At 71.0% G+C, this 16,993-nt stretch carries 16 protein-coding genes; 6 read left to right on the top strand and 10 right to left on the bottom strand.

Translation table 11 applies throughout. The annotated features are described in order from the left end of the window. Nucleotides 1–85: 85 nt before the first annotated feature. The gene (locus ACFHWU_RS10115; RefSeq protein WP_416551346.1) at nucleotides 86–370 is read left to right on the top strand and encodes a PspC domain-containing protein; all 285 of its coding nucleotides are present in this window, start codon (nucleotides 86–88) and stop codon (nucleotides 368–370) included. 9 nt (nucleotides 371–379) lie between these two features. On the opposite strand, the gene guaA is transcribed toward ACFHWU_RS10115, so the two are convergent. Both guaA and ACFHWU_RS10105 read right to left on the bottom strand, forming a co-directional pair. Beyond that, nucleotides 380–1,933, bottom strand: coding sequence for a glutamine-hydrolyzing GMP synthase (guaA, locus tag ACFHWU_RS10110; protein WP_416551345.1), 1,554 nt, complete (start codon nucleotides 1,931–1,933; stop codon nucleotides 380–382). A gap of 57 nt (nucleotides 1,934–1,990) precedes the next feature. Further along, entirely contained in the window at nucleotides 1,991–3,661 is a 1,671-nt protein-coding gene (locus tag ACFHWU_RS10105) for a GMC oxidoreductase (protein ID WP_416551344.1), read from the bottom strand. Nucleotides 3,662–3,798: 137 nt separating this feature from the next. On the opposite strand from ACFHWU_RS10105, the gene ACFHWU_RS10100 reads away from it, so the two are divergent. Continuing rightward, nucleotides 3,799–4,038, top strand: coding sequence for a hypothetical protein (locus ACFHWU_RS10100; protein WP_158632395.1), 240 nt, complete (start codon nucleotides 3,799–3,801; stop codon nucleotides 4,036–4,038). Next, a complete protein-coding gene (locus ACFHWU_RS10095) occupies nucleotides 4,028–4,345 on the top strand; it encodes a type II toxin-antitoxin system PemK/MazF family toxin (protein ID WP_416567429.1) in 318 nt (105 codons plus the stop codon). Before ACFHWU_RS10100 ends, ACFHWU_RS10095 begins: the two co-directional genes overlap by 11 nt. Nucleotides 4,346–4,400: 55 nt before the next feature. On the opposite strand, the gene ACFHWU_RS10090 is transcribed toward ACFHWU_RS10095, so the two are convergent. Next, nucleotides 4,401–4,571, bottom strand: a complete 171-nt coding sequence (locus ACFHWU_RS10090; protein WP_416551342.1) for a hypothetical protein — start codon at nucleotides 4,569–4,571, stop codon at nucleotides 4,401–4,403. Nucleotides 4,572–4,909: 338 nt separating this feature from the next. Here ACFHWU_RS10090 and ACFHWU_RS10085 point away from each other — a divergent pair, with 338 nt between their 5' ends. Further along, nucleotides 4,910–5,824 carry a sulfotransferase domain-containing protein gene (locus ACFHWU_RS10085; RefSeq protein WP_416590411.1) on the top strand — a complete coding sequence of 305 codons (915 nt, stop codon included), beginning with the start codon at nucleotides 4,910–4,912 and terminating at the stop codon, nucleotides 5,822–5,824. 524 nt (nucleotides 5,825–6,348) lie between these two features. On the opposite strand, the gene ACFHWU_RS10080 is transcribed toward ACFHWU_RS10085, so the two are convergent. From ACFHWU_RS10080 to guaB, 3 genes are all read right to left on the bottom strand, one after another. Beyond that, nucleotides 6,349–7,800 (bottom strand): M1 family metallopeptidase, encoded by a 1,452-nt coding sequence (locus tag ACFHWU_RS10080; RefSeq protein WP_416590369.1) that lies wholly within the window; start codon nucleotides 7,798–7,800, stop codon nucleotides 6,349–6,351. Beyond that, nucleotides 7,797–8,915, bottom strand: a complete 1,119-nt coding sequence (locus ACFHWU_RS10075) for a GuaB3 family IMP dehydrogenase-related protein (RefSeq protein WP_416551340.1) — start codon at nucleotides 8,913–8,915, stop codon at nucleotides 7,797–7,799. Before ACFHWU_RS10075 ends, ACFHWU_RS10080 begins: the two co-directional genes overlap by 4 nt. A gap of 72 nt (nucleotides 8,916–8,987) precedes the next feature. Continuing rightward, nucleotides 8,988–10,577 carry an IMP dehydrogenase gene (guaB, locus tag ACFHWU_RS10070; protein ID WP_416551339.1) on the bottom strand — a complete coding sequence of 530 codons (1,590 nt, stop codon included), beginning with the start codon at nucleotides 10,575–10,577 and terminating at the stop codon, nucleotides 8,988–8,990. A gap of 230 nt (nucleotides 10,578–10,807) precedes the next feature. Between guaB and ACFHWU_RS10065 the strand changes: the two genes are divergently transcribed. Beyond that, the gene (locus tag ACFHWU_RS10065; RefSeq protein ID WP_416567427.1) at nucleotides 10,808–11,218 is read left to right on the top strand and encodes a DUF5319 domain-containing protein; all 411 of its coding nucleotides are present in this window, start codon (nucleotides 10,808–10,810) and stop codon (nucleotides 11,216–11,218) included. 6 nt (nucleotides 11,219–11,224) lie between these two features. Here ACFHWU_RS10065 and ACFHWU_RS10060 read toward each other — a convergent pair whose 3' ends face one another. Continuing rightward, entirely contained in the window at nucleotides 11,225–12,190 is a 966-nt protein-coding gene (locus ACFHWU_RS10060) for a response regulator transcription factor (protein WP_416567426.1), read from the bottom strand. A gap of 280 nt (nucleotides 12,191–12,470) precedes the next feature. On the opposite strand from ACFHWU_RS10060, the gene ACFHWU_RS10055 reads away from it, so the two are divergent. After that, nucleotides 12,471–12,899 (top strand): WhiB family transcriptional regulator, encoded by a 429-nt coding sequence (locus tag ACFHWU_RS10055; RefSeq protein WP_416590368.1) that lies wholly within the window; start codon nucleotides 12,471–12,473, stop codon nucleotides 12,897–12,899. A gap of 24 nt (nucleotides 12,900–12,923) precedes the next feature. Here the strand turns inward: ACFHWU_RS10055 and ACFHWU_RS10050 are convergent, their stop codons facing one another. From ACFHWU_RS10050 to groES, 3 genes are all read right to left on the bottom strand, one after another. Further along, on the bottom strand, nucleotides 12,924–14,570 hold the full coding sequence (locus ACFHWU_RS10050; protein ID WP_416590367.1) for a molybdopterin-dependent oxidoreductase: 1,647 nt from the start codon (nucleotides 14,568–14,570) through the stop codon (nucleotides 12,924–12,926). Between the two features lie 154 nt (nucleotides 14,571–14,724). After that, nucleotides 14,725–16,362, bottom strand: a complete 1,638-nt coding sequence (gene groL, locus ACFHWU_RS10045) for a chaperonin GroEL (RefSeq protein ID WP_416551336.1) — start codon at nucleotides 16,360–16,362, stop codon at nucleotides 14,725–14,727. Between the two features lie 117 nt (nucleotides 16,363–16,479). After that, entirely contained in the window at nucleotides 16,480–16,794 is a 315-nt protein-coding gene (gene groES / locus ACFHWU_RS10040) for a co-chaperone GroES (RefSeq protein WP_123606067.1), read from the bottom strand. Nucleotides 16,795–16,993: the final 199 nt, after the last annotated feature.

The raw sequence follows: 16,993 nt of genomic DNA, 5'->3' as shown, positions 1-16,993 counted from the left end.
CTAGAGCCGCATTCCGGGACGGATCAGGGTATTGATCCGGGAGGTCACCGAGGTCGCCGAGGACCGCCGCGCGGACCGTTGAAGCATGACGACCTCCCAGAACCCCACAGCTCAGGCCCCGTACAAGCAGCTTCGGCGACCCACCACGGACCGCATGATCGCCGGTGTCGCGAGCGGCCTCGGCCGCTACTTCGACACCGACCCCACCCTGGTCCGGGTGATCTTCGCGGTGGCCACCGTACTGACCGGCGGTTTGGCCGCGCTGACCTACCCGGTGATCTGGTTCCTGATGCCGGAGGAGCCGCCGACCGCGCCACCCTGGCCCGGCACCGAACCGACCCGGCCGCACAGGGCTGGTCCCACCGACTGACCAGTCAGCTCACTCCCACTCGATGGTGCCCGGCGGCTTGCTGGTCACGTCCAGCACCACCCGGTTCACCTCGGGCACCTCGTTGGTGATCCGGGTGGAGATCCGGCCGATCACCTCGTACGGCAGCCGGGACCAGTCGGCGGTCATCGCATCCTCACTGGACACCGGACGCAGCACCACCGGGTGACCGTAGCTGCGCCCGTCGCCCTGCACCCCGACACTGCGCACGTCGGCCAGCAGCACCACCGGGAACTGCCAGACGTCACGGTCCAACCCGGCGGCGGTCAGCTCCTCGCGGGCGATCAGATCGGCGGCGCGCAGCAGGTCCAGGCGCGGCCGGTCGACCGCGCCGATGATCCGGATCGCCAGACCCGGGCCGGGGAACGGGTGCCGCCAGACCATCGCCTCCGGCAGGCCGAGTTGCCGGCCGAGCGCCCGCACCTCGTCCTTGAACAGCGTGCGCAGCGGCTCGACCAGGGCGAACTGCAGGTCGTCGGGCAGCCCGCCGACGTTGTGGTGCGACTTGATGTTGGCGGTGCCGGTGCCACCGCCGGACTCCACCACGTCCGGGTAGAGGGTGCCCTGCACCAGGAACTCGACGTCACCGGCGGCGGCCACCTCGCGGGCCGCCGCCTCGAAGACCCGGATGAACTCCCGACCGATGATCCTGCGCTTCTGCTCCGGGTCGGTCACTCCGGCCAACGCACCGAGGAACTGGTCGGTGGCGTCGACCACCTTCAACTTGATCCCGGTCGCGGCGACGTAGTCCGACTCGACCTGCTCGGCCTCCCCCGCCCGCAGCAGCCCGTGGTCGACGAAGACACAGGTCAACTGGTCGCCGACAGCCCGGTGCACCAACGCGGCGGCGACCGCCGAATCGACCCCGCCGGACAGCCCGCAGATGACCTCCTTGGCACCGACCTGCTCGCGGATCCGGGCCACCTGCTCGTCGATGATGTTCTGCGGCGTCCAGGTCGGCTCGATGCCGGCGATGTCGTACAGGAAGCGGGTCAGCATCAGCTGGCCGTGCGCGGTGTGCCCCACCTCCGGATGGAACTGCACGCCGGCCCGCCGGCCGGCGAGATCCTCGAACGCGGCGACCGGCGCCCCGGCCGAACCGGCGGTGACCGTGAACCCTTCCGGCGCGGCGGTCACGCAGTCACCGTGACTCATCCACACCGGGATCTCGGTCGGCAGTTCCCGCAGCAGCACTGCGGCCTCGGGGCGGGCGGCCAGCGGGGTGCCGCCGTACTCCCGGTTGCCGGTGTGCGCGACCGTGCCGCCGAGCGCCAGCGCCATCGCCTGGAAGCCGTAGCAGATGCCGAAGACCGGCACCCCACCGTCGAACAGCTTCGGGTCGACCTGCGGGGCACCGTCGGCGTAGACGCTGGCCGGGCCGCCGGACAGGATGATCGCGGCCGGCTCCTTGGCCATCATCTCGGCCACCGGCATGTCGTGCGGGACGATCTCCGAGTAGACCTTGGCCTCGCGCACCCGACGGGCGATCAGCTGGGCGTACTGGGCTCCGAAGTCCACCACCAGGACCGGACGCGGCGTGCTCATGCTCCGGAGCCTACCGACCGTCGCCGAACCGTCCCGACGATGGTTCAGGGTCGCGGCTCAGCTCGCCGGCGGGCGGCGGTCCGGTGCGCCCTTGACCGGCCAGTGGGCCATCGCCCGCTCGGCGAGCGCGACAATGGTCAGCGACGGGTTCACCCCCAGGTTCGCCGGCACCGCCGCGCCGTCGACCACATGCAGGCCCGGACAACCGAAAACCCGGTGGTACGCGTCGACGACGCCGTCCGCGCGGGTGGCCCCGATCACCGCCCCGCCCAGGATGTGGGCGGTCATCGGCACGTCGAAGGGCTCGGTGACCGCGCCGCCCGGGATGCCGCCGATCTCGTCGGCGAGCAGCCGCACCGCCCGGTGACCGGTCGGGATCCAGCTCGGGTTGGGTCGGCCGTGCCCGTGCCCGGCGACCAGCCGGCCGCGTCGGAGGTATGTGGTCAGCGAGTTGTCCACCGACTGCATCACCAGCGCCACAATGGTCCGCCGCGACCAGTCCCGTACCGACAGCAGCCGCGCCGTCTCCCGGGGCCGGCCGGCCAGCGCGGCCAGCCAGCGGCGTACCCGGCGCGGCCCGCCGGCCACCAGCGCCGACTGCAGCAGCCCCATCAGGTTGGACCCTTCGCCGTAGCGCACCGGCTCGACGTGGGTGCCCGGCTCCGGGTGGAACGAGCTGGTGATCGCCACCCCGTCGGTGAAGTCGAGGGCGCGGCGGCGGGCGGCCCGGCGGGGGACAGACACGCCGAGGATCGCCTCCGAGTTGGTCCGGGTCAGGGTGCCGATCCGGGCGGAGATCGCCGGCAGCGCGCCGGTGGCGCGGGCGGCGTGCAGCAGCCGTTGGGTGCCGAGCGCCCCGGCGGCGAGCACCACCTGGTCGGCGGTGATCGTCTGCCGGCCGCCGACCCAGGCACCGGTACGGCGTACGTCGACCAGGTAGCCGGCACCGTCCGGACCCGGCCGCAGCCCGACGACCGTGGTCAGCGGCCGGATGTGCGCTCCGGCCCGTTCGGCGAACCACAGGTAGTTCTTCGGCAGCGAGTTCTTGGCACCGACCCGGCAACCGGTCAAGCAGGAACCGCAGTGGGTGCAGCCGACCCGGTCCGGCCCGGCCCCACCGAAGTACGGGTCGGCGACCCGCTCACCGGGACGACCGAGGTAGACGGCGACCGGGGTGGACCGGAACGTGTCGGCGGCGCCCATCCGGTCGGCGACCGCCCGCATCGCCCCGTCGGCGGCGGTGGTACGCGGATAGTCGACGACGCCGAGCATCTGCTTTGCGCGGGCGTAGTGCGGGGCGAGTTCGGCCCGCCAGTCGGTGATGCCGGACCACTGCGGGTCGGCGTAGAAGTCGTCCGGCGGCTCGTAGAGCGTGTTGGCGTACACCAGCGACCCGCCGCCGACGCCGGCTCCGGACAGCACCAGCACCCCGGCCCGGCCGCTACTCTCCTCCGTAGGTGTCTCCCCTGTACCTGTTCCTCCTGCGCGTACCCGGGCTGCTCCGCGTCGGGCGGCCGGGCGCAGCAGGGTGATGCGCTGGATTCCGTAGCAGCCGAGCGCCGGCATCCACAGGAACCGTCGCACCCGCCAAGAGGTGCGCGGCAGTTCGTGGTCGGCGAAGCGTTGACCGGCCTCCAGCACCAGCACCGAGTAGCCCTTCTCGGCGAGCCGCTGCGCGGCGACGCTGCCGCCGAACCCGGACCCAATCACGACTACGTCGTACCGCATCCCGCCATCATTACCGCCTGGTAACCGCTGCACCACCAGCCGACCCGCCGATCCATCCGCTAGCGGATCGGCAAGCAGCCGGAGGAAGTAGACCTGTGGTGTAGACGAGAAGTAGCCTGATACGTAGAATTCTCTGCATGGCGACGACGACGATCCGGGTCAGCACGGCCACTCGCGACCGGCTGATGCGGACCCGCACGGAAGAGTTCGGTGACGCGCCGATTGACGAGGTCATCACGCGGCTTCTAGATGAGCACGCCGACCAGGCGCTGAGGGCGAAGATGCGGGCCGACGCGGAGCACGCTCGTGGCAACATCGACGACCTCGCGGAGGTTCGCCGGGTACAGGCTGAGATGGACGAGCTCAGTGCGTGGTGACGTTTACCGGCTGCGCGCACCCCGCGACGCCGTCGGTCACGAGCAAAAAGGAGCGCGGTACGCCGTGGTGGTGCAGTCCGACGATCTCAACCTGTCAACGACGATCGTCGCTCCTACCTCCACCTCAGCCCACCCGTACGTGTTCCGGCCCGAGGTCACCGTGCGCGGCGAGCCAACCCGACTCATGCTGGACCAACTGCGTGCCGTTGACGCCGAGAAGGCGATCGGCGAGCGCGTCGGCCGGCTGAGCCCAGCCGAGTTGGTCGAGGTCAACCGGCTGCTACGCGCCGTTCTCGACGTCCTTTGAGCCGGCCCAACTCCTGGGCGGCAGACTACCGGACCTGCGCGTCGAGGTCATGCGTCTAAGCCTCCAGCGCTCGGGCGACCGCCGAGATGATCTGACTGTCGTCCCCGCCGGGTTGACGCGTCTCGTGGACGAACGCGGCAGCGTGGTGACGCAGCATCTCATCCGGACCGGGCCTGGCGGGCGGCGCGGCCGCGACCCGGGTGCCGCCGCCACGCCGGGAGGTCACCAGCCCGGCCACCTCGAGCTCGCGTATCGAGTGCGCAGTACAGGCAGGGTGGGCCAGGCCGCCCGCTTGTGTGACCGCTTGCTACAAGCGAGCTGCGCCGCGTGCCCGGTCCGGCATCGGCCTCCGCTGCCCACTCCCGGGTCGACACGCTCAGCATGAAGAGATTCACGGGCAGCTCCGAGGTTGACCGGGCGGTCCACGTCCATCATCATCTCAGGCTGGGGTGCGTACTATCATCTCAGGCTGAGATGCGCGGCATCCGCTGATGCGTGTCGTCCACTTCGGGCAGGATCCGCTTCGGGCAGGGACCGGCTGCGGGCAGAGACAGGGCTAGGACACTGATCAAACGGACCTTCACCTTCGCCAAGCACCACACGCCCAGCAACGTGCGGGTGGCGGTGCGGTGGACGATGCTCGAGACGCGGATCGTGAGAAGCCGGCTGACGATCCCGGTGGTCGCCCGCTGCGAATACGACAACATCTACCACTGCACGGTCCGCAAGACGGGCAGCCAGTGGGTGAAGGCCATCCTCAGCGACCCGGTCGTGTATCAGTATTCCGGTCTGCTGCCCTTCGATCAGCGAGTCCACCGGCGGCGTTACCCTGACGCCATCCCGCCCGGCCGGGTGGCCTCGTCGCTCTTCGTCGGCTACAAACGCTTCGAAGCGATCCCCAAGCCGGAGAGGTACCGGGCCATCTTTGTGATGCGGGACCCGCGCGACATCGTCGTCTCCAGTTACTTCTCGCTGCGGAACTCGCACACCCCGATGGGTGACGTCCTGCACCATCGGAAGATTCTCAGAGAGAAGCCCCGCAAGGAAGGCCTGCTGTACGTCATCAACCACCTCGCGGAGAAAAACCTCTTCTCCGCGCTGCGGTCGTGGGTGGTCGCACCCAGCGCCGAGACGTTCCGTCTCTTCCGATACGAGAATCTGACCGGCGAGCGACAGGCGGACGAGGTGGCGGAGCTGATGCGGCACTGCGGGATTGCTCTACCTCCGGCCGAGTTGGCGGCGCTGCTCGACCGGCACGGGTTCTCCCGGATGCGCAAGAATCGCCTGGAGACCGGGCCGACGGCGCACTACCGCAAGGGCAAGGCCGGTGACTGGCTGAACCATTTCGACGACGACATCTACGAGGCCTTCGTCGCAACGACCGGCAACCTCGTCGAACTCTGCGGGTACCCCAGCCGCGACAAGGCGCGTGCTGCCCTGGACCCGAACGACCAGCAGAGCCTGGACCCGAACGGTTAGTAGGGCCGCACCGAGACGGATCGACCGTCGTGCGGGCCGATCCCGGCGGGGCAGGGCTGCGGTCCAGCGATCGAGCCATCACAATGCGCACATGGTCTATGCCGCCAACCAGGTGCCTGAGCACCTGTTGATCAAGATCGAGCATCGGGACGACCCGGTATCGGCGGTTTCCGAGGACGACGCCCGCAGGACGCCCGTGACAGCCTCGCGTCCCACTTCCGGCGGCTGCACAGTGAGACACCGCAGTCCGGGCGAGCTCGGCCGCCTGCTCCGGGGTGGGGTAGAAGCGGTACCTGAACGCCCGCTTCACGGTCCTGGACACAGTCGACAGCCTAGCGATTCGGTCGTGAACCGTGGGGTTGGTGTGCGGTGGACACCGATCCGCCTCGGCCGCGGATCGACTTTCCCTGTCCCGCTCCGCGGGGGTTCCGTTTCCTCCCCGGCCGCAACGCCGGAGTATCCACGGAAGGACTCTGATGACGGGCGAGCCCGGCTGCCCGCCCGGCCCGCCCGTCCATCAGCTGTCAGGGCTTGGCCGGAGCGGTGTCGCCCTGCAGCCAGGCATCGAAGAATTCCCGCAGCGGCTGGCCGGAAACCCGCTCGGCGACCGTGACGAACTCCTCGGTGCTGGCGTTGCCGTTGCGGCGCTCGGCCGTCCAGGTGCGGAGCAGGCGGAAGAACGCGTCGTCACCGATGGTCCGTCGAAGCGCGTGGACGGTCAGCCCGCCCCGCTTGTACACCGACTGGCTAAAGATCCCCGCCGGGCCGGGGTCACCGGCCGGGCTGGCCCAGTCGATCCGCTCGTACTCGCGGTCGAACATCTCGTCGACGGTGGCCGCACCGTCGTGCTCGGACCACAACCACTCCGCGTACGTCGCGAAACCCTCGTTCAGCCACATGTCCCGCCAGTGCCGGATCGACACGCTGTTGCCGAACCACTGGTGGGCCAACTCGTGCGCGACCACCCAGGTGACCGGCCCGGAGTCGAAGAACACATCGCCGTACACCGGCCGGGACTGGGTCTCCAGGGCGTAGCGGATCCGGTCGTCGTTCACCACCACGCCGCCGTACGCGTCGACCGGGTACGGACCGAACACCGACTCCAGGTAGTCGGCGATCTCACCGGTGCGGGCCATCGCCTGCTCGGCCGGGCCACCTTCCGGCAGATCGGCGGAAACGGCAGTCACCATCGGCCGACCGGCGTGGGTGCCACGCTCCACCCGGTAGTCGCCGATCACCAGGGTGGTCAGGTAGCTGGCCAGCGGGGTGGACTCCGACCAGGTCCAGGTGGTCCAGCCGTCGGCGCTGCTGGTCGGCCCCGGTACGCCGATGCTCAGCGCGGCCAGCCCGTCCGGAACGGTGACGTCGATGTCGAAGGTCGCCTTGTCCAGCGGGTGGTCGTTGACCGGAAACCAGGTGCTGGCCGACTCTGGCTGGCCGAGCGCGATCGCTCCGTCGTCGGTCACGTGAAAGCCGCCCGCGCCCAGGTCCGGGCTGGTCAGGAGCTCGGGCCGGCCGCCGTAGTCGACGACCACGGTGAACTGCGTACCGTCGGCCAGCCCGGTGGCCGGGGTGACGACCAGCTCGTTGCCGTCGCGGCTGTGCCCGGCCGGGGTGTCGTCGACGATGACCGCGTCAACGACCAGCCCGGCCAGGTCAAGGTTGAACCGGGACAGATCCGTGGTGGCGGTGGCGGTGATCGTGGCGGTGCCGTCGAGCCGCTCGCTGTCCGGGTCGTAGCGCAGTGTCAACTGGTAGCCGGCCACGTCGTAGCCACCGTTGCCGTACGTCGGGAAGTAGGGGTCGCCGATGCCGGCCGCGCCGGGTTGGAAACCACCCGTCGAGCTGTCGTCGCCCCGGTCGACCGGCTCCGGCAGTACGCCGCAGCCAGCACCGGTGGCCAGCGCCACCGCGAGCAGCGCGGCGACACCGGACGTACGCCGCCGCAGCGCGAACGACGGACAGCGGCTGGTCACCGGTCGAGGACCAGACCGACCCGCTGGAACTCCTTCAGATCGCGGTAGCCGCACTTGGCCATCGCCCGGCGCAGCCCGCCGAACAGATTCTGCTGGCCGTCCGGGGAGTCGGCCGGCCCGAACAGCAACTGCTCCATGGTGCCCAGCGGCTCGTCGGCCACCCCGAGCGCGCCGCGCGGCAGCTTCGGGTGGCTGGCCACCGAATGCCACCACGCCCCGGCCGCCGGGGCCTCGGCACACAGCGACAGCGGCTCACCGAGCATCACCGCGTCGGCACCGCAGCCCAGCGCCTTGGCGATGTCACCGGAGGTCTGCAGGTCTCCGTCGGCGATCAGGTGCACGTACCGGCCGCCGGTCTCGTCCAGGTAGTCGCGGCGGGCGGCGGCCGCGTCGGCGATCGCCGTGGCCATCGGCACCCGGATACCGAGCACCGAGTCGGTGGTCGACCACTCGTCCGCGCCGATTCCGACGATCACCCCGGCCGCGCCGGTACGCATCAGGTGCAGCGCCGTCTTGTAGTCGGTGCAGCCGCCGACCACCACCGGCAGGTCCAGGTCGGCGATGAACTCCTTGAGGTTCAGCGGCTCGTCGGTGGTGGAGACGTGCTCCGCAGACACCAGGGTGCCCTGAATCACCAGGATGTCCACGCCGGCGTCCAGCACCACCGGGGCCAGCGCCAGGGTGTGCTGCGGTGACACCCGGGCGGCGACCGTACCGCCGCCGGCCCGCATCTGCCGGACCCGTTCGGCGATCAGCTCGGGGCGGATCGGTTCGGCGTACGCCTCCTGCAGCCGCTGGGTCGCCGGGTCGTCGTCGTCCAGCGCGGCCAACTCGCCGAGCACCTTGCTCGGGTCCTCGTAGCGGGTCCACAGCCCTTCGACGTTGAGTACACCGAGCCCGCCGAGCTCGCTCAACTTGGCGGCGCTGGCCGGGCTCATCGTGGCGTCCGACGGGTGCGCCACGCATGGGATCTTGAACTGGTACGCGTCGAGCTGCCACGCGGTGGAGACGTCGTCGACGTCCCGGGTCCGCCGGCTCGGCACGATGGCGATGTCGTCCAGGTGGTAGCCGCGCTGCGCGGTCTTGCCCAGCCCGATCTCGACCACGTCACGCATGGCATATCTCCGTCATGGACAGGTCGACCGCCCGGCGGCTCGGCCACCGCGCGGGCAGGTCGACGGCGTAGGTCAGCGGGTGTGGTAGTTGGGGGCCTCGACGGTCATCTGGATGTCGTGCGGGTGGCTCTCCTTCAGACCGGCCGCGGTGATCCGGATCAGCTGGCCGCGCTGGTGCAGGTCGTCGATGCCTTCGGCGCCGACGTACCCCATGGCCAGCCGGACCCCGCCGATCAGCTGGTGCACGACGGTGGCCAGCGGTCCACGGTACGGCACCTGGCCCTCGACACCCTCCGGGACCAGCTTCTCGTCGCTGAGCACGTCGTGCTGGAAGTAGCGGTCCTTGGAGTAGGAGCGGGCCTGGCCACGGGACTGCATCGCGCCCAGCGACCCCATACCCCGGTACGACTTGAACTGCTTGCCGTTGATGAACAGCAGCTCGCCGGGGCTCTCCTCGCAGCCGGCGAGCAGGCTGCCCAGCATAACCGTGTGCGCACCCGCGACCAGCGCCTTGGCGATGTCGCCCGAGTACTGGATGCCGCCGTCGGCGATCACCGGAACGCCGGCCGGGTGGCAGGCCCGGACCGCCTCCATGATCGCGGTGACCTGCGGTACACCGACCCCGGCGACCACCCGGGTGGTGCAGATCGCCCCCGGGCCGACCCCGACCTTGACCGCGTCCACGCCGGCCTCGACCAGCGCGCGGGCACCGGCGTAGGTGGCGACGTTGCCGCCGACCACGTCGACCTCGGTGTCCCGCTTCAGGGCCCGCACCATGTCCAGCACCCCGCGCTGGTGGCCGTGGGCGGTGTCCACGATCAGTACGTCGACGCCCGCGTCGACCAGGGTCCGGGCCCGCTTGTACGAGTCGTCGCCGACGCCGATCGCAGCGGCCACCCGCAGCCGGCCGGCGTCGTCCTTGGTCGCGTCCGGGTACTGCTCGCTCTTGGTGAAGTCCTTCACGGTGATCAGCCCGCGCAGTCGGCCGGCGTCGTCGACCAGGGGCAGCTTCTCCACCTTGTGCTGGCGCAGCAGGGCCAGCGCGTCCGCCTTGGCCACCCCGACCGGGGCGGTGACCAGCGGCATCGAGGTCATCAGGTCGCGTACCGGGCGGCTCTGGTCGGTTTCGAACCGCATGTCGCGGTTGGTGATGATGCCGACCAGGGCGCCCTGCTCGTCGACGACCGGGACACCGGAGATGCGGTACCGGCCACACAGCGTGTCGACGTGCCGCAGGGTGTCGTCCGGGCCGCAGGTCACCGGGTTGGTGATCATGCCGGCCTCGGAGCGCTTCACCAGGTCGACCTGGATCGCCTGGTCGTCGGCGGAGAGGTTGCGGTGCAGTACGCCGATGCCGCCCTGCCGGGCCATCGCGATCGCCATCCGCGCCTCGGTCACCGTGTCCATTGCGCTGGACAGCAGCGGTACGGAAAGTTGCACGTTGCGGGTCATCGAGGTCACTGTGTTGACCCGGCTCGGGATGACGTCCGACTCGGCGGGCTGCAGCAGCACGTCGTCGAAGGTCAACCCGAGCGGCACCGCCCGGGCCGACCCGGCGGGCATCTCCGGCACGTGGCCGCCGAACGCGGCGGGGACCGGGGGCACGTGACCGCCGTTGGCGGTGCTGTCGACGACGGGCTGGTGGGTGGGCGAGTTTTCCACGACTTTTCCCCTGAGCTGGTCGGACGGTTCGCCTGCGGCCGGCGGCGGCTGATGCCCAGGCGCCGGGTCGGCAGGCGGCCCGGCGTGGGTGGCGGTTGACCGGCTCGCCCCGTCTTGCGGTGCGATGGTTCATCGTACCCACCGCCGGACCGGCCGGGCGCGCCACCTGCGCGGCCAGCCAGACCGGGTGGGGCCCACGCAGCCGGTACGGGTGGGACTACGGTGGAGGGGTGCACGAAGAGCCGATCGATCCGTTCAGCGGCGACCCCGCCGATCCGGCAGCCGGGCTGGAGGATCCCGCCGAGGCCGGCGAGCCGGATTCGTTGACGCCCGCCGAACGGCAGGACGTGCTGGAGGACCTCGCCGACCTGGAGGTCTACCGGGCGCTGCTCGGCGCGGTCGGGATCCGCGGGCTGGTGATCGACTGCGAGGACTGCCGGGAGCCGCACTACTTCGACTGGGACCTGCTGCGCGGCAATCTGCGCCACCTGCTCGACTCCGGCCGGCCGAGGGTGCACGAGCCGGCCTTCAACCCCGACCCGGACCACTACGTGAGCTGGGAGTACGCCCGGGGGTACGCCGACGGCGTGCACGACACCCTGCGGGACGAGGCGGACGACGACCAGGGCCGGCCGGGCTAAGGTCGGTCAGGCGACCAGTCCGGTACGGAATCCGGTGGCCACCGCGTGCGCCCGGTCCCGTGCGCCGAGCTTGCGGAACAGTCGTCGCGCGTGGGTCTTGACGGTGTCCTCCGAGACGAACAGGTCGCGGCCGATCTCGCCGTTGCTCTTGCCTTCCGCCATCCCGCGTAGCACCTGGAGTTCGCGTTCGGTGAGCCCGATCCGGCGTAGTGCGGTGACTCGACCGTCCGACGGCTGGGCGCCGTCCGGTCCGGCACCGTGCGCCACGCCGCCATTGGGTGCGCTGCCGTTGGGTGCGCTGTCGGTCGACGCGCCGTCGGGGTGCGGGACGGGCGCCGGTGCGTCGGCGGTGTCGGCGGCCGGTGCCGTCGCGGCTGCGTCGTCGCGTTGGTTCGGCACCACGTTCGGGCCGGTGGCCGGATCCACGCCGGCAGCGGCCGCAGCCGTCTGCTCGGCGGCGCCGGTGACCGATTGTCCGGCGGAGTCGGTACCAGCGGCGGCGGCCCCGGGGTGATGAGTCGCCGCGCCAGCGGCACCAACAGTGGCGGTCACCGCCGGGGCCGGTGCGGCTGCTGACTGCTCGGTCAGCAGTGCCGGCGTACGGCGGCCCGGCGCGGCGAGCAGCAGCAGGGTCTTCGCCACGGCGGTGACCAGGTCGTCGGTGCCGCGCAGCAGCCCGCGGGCGCCGGCGGCCAGCGCGGCCGACGCCACCTGCGGGTCCTCCCCGCCGAACAGCACGATCACGCTGCCCGGCGAGCGGGCCAGTACCCGGCGGGTGAAGCTGGCGCTGTCCGGACGGGCCAGGGCGGTGTCGGCGAGTACGATCTCCGCTGGGCGTTCGGCGAGCCGCAGCATCACCTCCGGTTCAGAGACCGCTGTTCGTACTGCGGCGGAGAGACCGAGCCGGGCGGCAGCGGCGGTGATGTTCTGAGCTGCAACTACTGTTCGCACACACACGAGCACCTTGCGCACTTGTGACTCCCCTCTCCCGCCAGCAGCAGATCACGCGAGGCACGCTCACTCATGCGCTTCGCCACGAAAAAAGATGAAAGTTCAGGACCGGTGGCCACGTCGCCGACCGGCTATCGCGCGCAGGTTCCGACCCGGGTGATCCCACCCGTTCCGGCACGGGTGATTGAGCAGTGGGACTCCCGGGTACCCCGGTGACACGAAGGACCGGAGCGCTTGCGCGGCCGGCCGCCTGGTCCTACCACGAAGTGTCCGCAGGAGCCGCGCGGAAGGAGGGGTGCAGATGTCGGATGTACGCCGACTGCCCGGACCGATCGTCGACCTGTGGGAGTGGCAGATTCTTGGTGCCTGCCGTGGCCGGGACAGCGCCCAGTTCTTCCACCCCGACGGTGAGCGAGGGTCGTCACGCAACCGCCGGGAGTCGGGAGCCAAGGCGGTCTGCCGGACCTGCCCGGTCCGCGCAGAGTGCGCCGCGCACGCCCTGTCGGTGCGCGAGCCGTACGGGGTGTGGGGCGGTTTCAGCGAGTCGGAACGGCTCCGGCTGATCGCCCTCGGCTGGGAAGATCTCGCTGACCGCCGCGGCGGCCGGGTCGACGTGCAACGGCTGGAGGCCCGGCTGGGCCGGCCGCACAAGTCGACCGTACCGGCTCAGCGCCGGCCGGAATCGACCGCCGTCAGGCCGCAGCCGGCGGACTCGGCCACCACCGCCTGACCACGGCCACGGTTTCGAACATCCCTACTGGACTGTGACGCGGACCGAGTGCCAGCCGGTCGCCCCGTCCGGGGCGACCGGTTGGCGTAGTTCGGGCTGGGTGGCGCCGGTCCCGTCGGTCGCCCGGACCTGCAGCAGGTGCTCACCCGAGGTCGCCGGCCACTGCCAGACCCACTGCACCCAGGTGTCCGCGGAGACCGCCGGGGCCAGCTCGGCCGGCCGCCAGGGGCCGTCGTCCACCCGTACCTCGACGCCGCTGATGCCCCGGTGCGGGGCCCACGCCACCCCGGCCACCGGCACGGTGCCGGCGGACAGTTCGGCGCGGACCCGGGGGGTGTCGATCCGGGACTGGGTCTTGATCGGACCCTCCGCCGCCCAGCCACGCGGCACCCAGTACGCGTCGAAGTCGGCGAAGCTGGTCAACTGCAGCTCGGTGACCCACTTGCAGGCGGAGACGTAGCCGTAGAGGCCGGGCACCACCATGCGGACCGGGAAACCGTGCTCGACCGGCAGCGGTTGACCGTTCATCCCGACCGCGAGCAGCGCGTCCCGCCCGTCCAGCAGCGCCTCGGTCGGGGTGCCGCAGGTCCAGCCGTCGACGGACCGGCCGACGACCTGGTCGGCTCCGGGCAGCGGGCCCGCCTCGACCAGCAGGTCCCGCACCGGTACGCCGAGCCAGCGGGCGTTGCCGATGAGATCCCCGCCCACCTCGTTCGAGACACAGGCCAGCGTGACGTACCGCTCCACCAGGTCCATCCCGAGCAGGTCGGCGTAGCTCAGGGTGATCGGGTTGGTCACCCGGCCGTGGATCCGCAGTTGCCATTCGTCCGGGTCGACCTGGGGAACGGCCAGCGCGGTGTCGATCCGGTAGAAGTCACGGTTGGTGGTGACGTACCGGCTCAGCCCCGGCGCCGCCGGATCCACACCGGAAGGCAGCGGCGGCGCGGCGTCGACCGGGGCGGGCAGCGTCACGGCGGACCGGGCGGTCGCCACCCCCCGGCGTTGCGCCAGCCAGCGACCGCCGGCACCGGTGATCAGGGCGGCGCCGACCGACACGCCGACGCTGGACAGGAACCGGCGCCGGTCGGCGGTGCCGGCACCGGGCCGCACCGGTATCGACGCCGGTTCGGCGGGCGACGCGGCTGCGGCCGGCCGCAGCGGGCCGGCGAGCAACGCCCAGAGCAGCAGCGCGGCGGCGGACACGCCGATCACCGCCGGCAGGACGGCGGCCGGCCCGGCGCCGGGCCGGGTGAGCGCGGCCACCGCGCCGATCACGCCGAAGACCGCGATGCCGGCGAAGCCGACGGCGAGCCGGCGGGCGGCCAGCACCCCGATCACGGCCGCGAACCCGGCGAGCAGTACGCCGGTGCCGATCAGCAGCGCGGTCTTGTCGTGTACGCCGAACACGTCGATGGCGAACTGTTTCAGCGGCTCGGGGACGGTGTCGACGACCACCCCGCCGACCGCGACCAGCGGTGCCGAGCGGGCGCCGGTGCCGACGGCGACCAGCTCGGCCAGGCCCAGGGCGAGCGCGGCGGCGGCCACCCCGGCGAGCGCCGCGAGCGGCCCGGGCAGGCGGCCCGGCGGTTCGGTCGGCGCAGCTGGCCCGGTCGGCTCCGGCCCGGTCGGCTCCGGCCCGGTCGCGTCCGGCACCGTCGGCTCCGGCGTCATCACGTCCAACCCATCTGTCCGGCACCGTACGGGTCGACGGCGCATTGGTACCGCCGACGATACGCAGAATCCGCGTGATCAGAAACCTCGGGCGGAGTGCGCCCTCGGCCGTACTGATCACGCGGATCCAGGGTGGAGCAGGTGGAACTTCCGGTCAGAAACCGGGACCGTGCTGGTGGCCGTGCCCGTGGTCGTGGCCGCCGGCGGCCGGCTCGGCCTTCTCCGGCTTCTCCACCACGAGGCTCTCGGTGGTGAGCAGCAGCCCGGCGATCGACGCGGCGTTGCTGACCGCGTTGCGGGTCACCTTCACCGGATCGATGATGCCGGCCCCGGCCAGATCGACGTACTCACCGGTGGCGGCGTTGAGACCGTGGCCCCAGTCGCCTTCGAGTACCTTGCCGACCACGACGTACCCGTCGTAGCCGGCGTTCTGGGCGATCCACCGCAGCGGCTCGTGCAGCGCCTTGCGGACCACCGACACGCCGACCTTCTCGTCGCCGTCGAAGCCGAGGTCGTCGTCGAGCACGGCGGCGATCTGGCTCAGCGCCGCGCCGCCACCGGGGATGGTGCCCTCCTCGACCGCGGCCTTGGTCGCGGCGATGGCGTCCTCGATGCGGTGCTTGCGCTCCTTCATCTCCACCTCGGTGGCGGCCCCGGCCTTGATCACCGCGATGCCACCGGAGAGCTTGGCCAGCCGCTCGGCGAGCTTTTCCCGGTCCCAGTCCGAGTCGGACGCGTCGATCTCCTTGCGGATCTGAGTGACCCGGTCGGCGACCTCGGAGTCGTTGCCGGCACCGTCGACCACCGTGGTGGTGTCCTTGTCGACCACGATCCGCCGGGCCCGGCCCAGCGACTCCAGCCCGACCGCGTCGAGCTTGTAGCCCAGCTCAGGGGCGATCAGCTCGGCGCCGGTCAGGACCGCCATGTCCTGCAGCATCGCCTTGCGCCGGTCGCCGAAGCCGGGGGCCTTGACCGCGCAGATCTTCACGGTCTTGCGTACGGCGTTGACCACCAGGGTGGACAGCGCCTGCCCGTCGACATCCTCGGCGACGATCAGCAGCGGCTTGCCGTCCTGGGCAATCTTCTCCAGCAGCGGCAGCAGCTCCTCGATCGAGGAGATCTTCTGGGTGGTGATCAGGATGTACGCGTCCTCGAGCACCGCCTCCTGCGCTTCGGCGTCGGTGACGAAGTGCGGGGAGATGAAGCCCTTGTCGAACTGCAGGCCCTCGGTGACCTCCAGCTCGGTGGCCAGGGTGGAGCCTTCCTCGACGGTGATGACGCCGTCGCGGCCGACCCGCTCCATCGCCTCGGCGATCAGCTCGCCGATCGTGGCGTCCTGGGCCGAGATCGTCGCGACCTGCGCGGTCGAGCCCTTGTCGGCCACCTCTGCCGCCTTGGCCAGCAGAGAGTCGGAGACCTTCTGCGCGGCCGCGTCGATGCCGCGCTTGAGGCCGGCCGGGTTGGCCCCGGCGGCGACGTTGCGCAGACCTTCACGGACCATCGCCTGGGCGAGCACGGTGGCGGTGGTGGTCCCGTCGCCGGCGACGTCGTTGGTCTTCGTCGCCACCTCCTTGACCAGCTGCGCACCGAGGTTCTCGTACGGGTTGGTGAGCTCGATCTCCTTGGCGATGGTCACGCCATCGTTGGTGATCGTCGGAGCGCCGAACTTCTTGTCCAGCACGACGTTGCGCCCGCGCGGGCCGAGGGTGACCTTGACCGTGTCCGCGAGCGTGTTGACGCCGTGCTCCAAGAGGTGCCGGGCGTCGTCCGAGAAACTCAGGATCTTCGCCATGACATTCCCTTCACAGGCACTAGCCGTCGGCCGGCCGGCGGCTGCCGGGCACCGGCCAACGGGCGACGCCCCGAAGCCCCGGGCTGGGGCTTCGGGGCGTTCAGCACTGGCAGTAGGTCACTTCTCGATGACCGCGAGGACGTCGCGGGCGGAGAGCACCAGGTACTCCTCGCCGGCGTACTTGACCTCGGTGCCGCCGTACTTCGAGTAGATGACCGTGTCGCCGACGTTGACGTCAACCGGGATCCGGTTGCCCTTGTCGTCGACGCGGCCGGGGCCGACAGCGAGGACGGTGCCCTCCTGCGGCTTCTCCTTGGCGGTGTCGGGGATCACGATGCCCGACGCCGTGGTGGTCTCAGCCTCGTTCGCCTGGACCAGGATCCGGTCCTCGAGCGGCTTGATCGCAACCTTGGTCGCGGTAGTCACGGGCATACCCTCCTGGGGTATCTGGTTTTGGTGCCGGCCACGTGGGTAACCGGCGTCAATCTGCCTCATGTCCACCGGGCGGATCCGTCGTCGCGGGTGCCGGACCGCCTGGCGTTTCGCTCACCGGCGGGAGCCGGCGAGCTGGCACCCTCGACCCGAGAGTGCTAACCGCAGATTAGCAGTCGCCTGTGCGGAGTGCTAGCCC

It is taken from the genome of Micromonospora sp. LOL_015 (assembly GCF_048060275.1).
Lineage (GTDB): Bacteria > Actinomycetota > Actinomycetes > Mycobacteriales > Micromonosporaceae > Micromonospora_E.
The sequence above is the reverse complement of the archived record's forward strand: the minus strand, read 5'-3'. Positions and strand labels throughout refer to the sequence as shown.

Coding starts and splice junctions, on each gene's coding strand:
- ACFHWU_RS10115 (WP_416551346.1), top strand. CDS start 86: ATGACGACCTCCCAGAACCCCACAGCTCAGGCCCCGTACAAGCAGCTT.
- guaA (WP_416551345.1), bottom strand. CDS start 1,933: ATGAGCACGCCGCGTCCGGTCCTGGTGGTGGACTTCGGAGCCCAGTAC.
- ACFHWU_RS10105 (WP_416551344.1), bottom strand. CDS start 3,661: ATGCGGTACGACGTAGTCGTGATTGGGTCCGGGTTCGGCGGCAGCGTC.
- ACFHWU_RS10100 (WP_158632395.1), top strand. CDS start 3,799: ATGGCGACGACGACGATCCGGGTCAGCACGGCCACTCGCGACCGGCTG.
- ACFHWU_RS10075 (WP_416551340.1), bottom strand. CDS start 8,915: ATGCGTGACGTGGTCGAGATCGGGCTGGGCAAGACCGCGCAGCGCGGC.
- ACFHWU_RS10055 (WP_416590368.1), top strand. CDS start 12,471: ATGTCGGATGTACGCCGACTGCCCGGACCGATCGTCGACCTGTGGGAG.
- ACFHWU_RS10050 (WP_416590367.1), bottom strand. CDS start 14,570: ATGACGCCGGAGCCGACGGTGCCGGACGCGACCGGGCCGGAGCCGACC.
- groL (WP_416551336.1), bottom strand. CDS start 16,362: ATGGCGAAGATCCTGAGTTTCTCGGACGACGCCCGGCACCTCTTGGAG.
- groES (WP_123606067.1), bottom strand. CDS start 16,794: ATGCCCGTGACTACCGCGACCAAGGTTGCGATCAAGCCGCTCGAGGAC.